The organism is Frankia sp. EI5c, assembly GCF_001636565.1.
GTDB lineage: Bacteria > Actinomycetota > Actinomycetes > Frankiales > Frankiaceae > Parafrankia.
The window spans coordinates 1-2,145 of record NZ_LRTK01000150.1 but is presented as its reverse complement, the minus strand read 5'-3'; the positions used below and the strand labels follow the sequence as shown (position 1 = coordinate 2,145).

2 protein-coding genes and 2 pseudogenes are annotated in these 2,145 nt (G+C 63.7%); 1 reads left to right on the top strand and 3 read right to left on the bottom strand.

What is annotated here, in order from left to right:
- Positions 1–985: 985 nt before the first annotated feature.
- The coding region (locus UG55_RS26700; protein ID WP_396231033.1) for an HD domain-containing protein at positions 986–1,481 on the top strand (496 nt) is incomplete at its 5' end.
- Here UG55_RS26700 and UG55_RS26695 read toward each other — a convergent pair.
- The 3 genes and pseudogenes from UG55_RS26695 to UG55_RS45885 form a co-directional block, all read right to left on the bottom strand.
- Positions 1,469–1,942 carry an NUDIX domain-containing protein gene (locus UG55_RS26695; protein WP_066074722.1) on the bottom strand — a complete coding sequence of 158 codons (474 nt, stop codon included), beginning with the start codon at positions 1,940–1,942 and terminating at the stop codon, positions 1,469–1,471. The genes UG55_RS26700 and UG55_RS26695 overlap by 13 nt on opposite strands.
- A gap of 35 nt (positions 1,943–1,977) precedes the next feature.
- Positions 1,978–2,021: pseudogene (locus tag UG55_RS44940) on the bottom strand (hypothetical protein); the annotation flags it as partial.
- 1 nt (position 2,022) lies between these two features.
- Positions 2,023–2,145: pseudogene (locus UG55_RS45885) on the bottom strand (ISAs1 family transposase); the annotation flags it as partial.

Here is a 2,145-nt window from a genome sequence, read left to right as displayed (position 1 = left end):
ATCCGTGTCCAGTTACTTTCGTTCTATTTAGTATTGTATGTGAGGCGTGGTGCCTCGATGTCTTTGGTTGTAACTCTGCGTCGACCAGTGGCTCGCGGCCTCCGGCTCGCCAGATCCTCGAATTCGGCTACTGGCGCACACGCAATGTTGAGGTTATATGCAAGCTGAAACAGGGCGGAGTCTCCTAGCTGTGCCAACTTTTCCGCCGAAGTCGTGCTCTTACTAGTGACGGTAATGGTGAGGTAGCGAAGTGAGTATCTAAGGCCGTCGAATATTGTTCCTTCGAGGTCGGTGGGGAAGTAGGATCTCAACCCCAGGCGCTTAAGCTCGTCAAATGTTGCTTCCGGCTCTCTTCCGGGTTCTTGTATTCGCCAAGCCATGAATGTGTCACTCGGTTCACCTAGGCGATAGGAATATCCGCCTGTGGTATCGGCTAAATCGATCGTGCGTCCCCGCATGAGGGCGGGATGTCGAAATCTCGCCGAACGTTCTTCCTGTACTAGAATCTCTAACTTTCGCGGCCATAGCAGGGAGACTCCGGGGCCGCGCTCCGCCGACGACAGTTCGGAGACGACGCCCTCGACCGTGTCCTGAGGTGTTTCAAACCCGCGGTCTCGGATGGAAGATTGCCAGAGACGCTCTTTTTCGGAGAATGTCGACGACAGGCCGAGCATCGAGGATGTGACCTCCATCAAGGCGCTTGGCGACAAGCNGTCCACTAGACGAGCGGCTCCCTTCTATGTCAATCTTTCGGCTGATCTACTCGATGGCGAAAAATCGATCCGTTCGGTGGCGCGTCGGCGAGCATGGCGCGCCAGCGCCACGCGCAGCCGTTGCGCGCCACCGTCGCGGATGCTTGATCCTAACTGGGGCAATTCGGCAGTCTCGGGCTCTCGCTGACGGCTTGGTGGTGCTCGCCGTACCGTGATCGGGTGGAGGTAGCGGTTGCTGAGCGGTTGGCGAGCGAGCTGTTGACCCCGTTGGNGGATCGATGGCGGCATGTGCAGGCCGTGGCGGCGGCTGCTCGTGAGGTGTCTGCGGTCGTCGATCCGGAAGAGCGTGACCTGCTCGTCGCGGCGGCCTGGCTGCATGACATCGGGTACGCCCCGCCGATCGGTCACCTACGGTTCCACCCCGTGGACGGGGCCCGGTTCCTCGAATCCCAGGAAGCCCCGAAGCGGCTGTGCGCCCTGGTCGCGCACCACTCCTGCGCTCGGTACGAAGCCGAGGAACGGGGGCTGACGGCGGAGCTCTCCGCGTGGGAGCTGGAGGTGTCGCCGGTGATGGACGCGCTGTGCGCCGCGGACATGACGACCGGCCCACAGGGCCAACGCTTCACCTTCGATGAACGGATCGCGGAGATCCTGTCCCGCTACGGCGACGGCTCGATCGTCCACCGGTCGATCACCCGGGCGCGACCGGAGCTGCAAGCCACTGTGGAGCGAACGGCCACACGGCTCGTGGCGGTTCAGCCAAGGTAGGGCGTGGCCCGGTTCTCCAGGTAGTGATCGATGCGGAGTCGCATCGACGGGTGGATGTTCAGCCCGTCCAGGTCCTCTGTCGCGACGAACTTGACCTCTTTCGTCTCGCTAGAGGTGCGTAGCTGGCCGCCGAGATTGCGGGTGGTGAAGCAGAGCGAGAACTGCTGGCGGACCTCGCCGTCGTCGTAGGCCAGGACGTGCCTGGGGTTGGTGTAGACCCCGATGAGTCCGGTCACCTCGATGTCGATGCCGGTCTCTTCCTTGGTCTCGCGGACGGCGGCGTCAGTGATGGACTCGCCGAGATCCATGCCGCCGCCCGGCAGGGCCCACAGGTTGTTGTCGGTCTTGTGGACCAGGAGGATGCGCCCGGCCTCGTCGGTGACGACGGCGGTCACGGACGGGACGACGCTGTTGGCCTTGGGGGCGTTCGGGTCATTGAAGTAGTCGATCCGTGCCGTCACACCGGTCAGGTCGAGGCCGGTGAGCAGGACCGGCNGCGCGGGGATCTCGTTCGTCTTCGCGTCCACCGCGACCTGGCCGNGCACGACACCGGTGTGATGGTCGAACGCGGCGAGCAGATGCCGACCGGTGGCCTCGCTGGTGCGGGAGCCGCGCAGGGTCTTGCCGTCGACCGCGACCCGCCGCCGCGTCCCCGCCGCCGGGC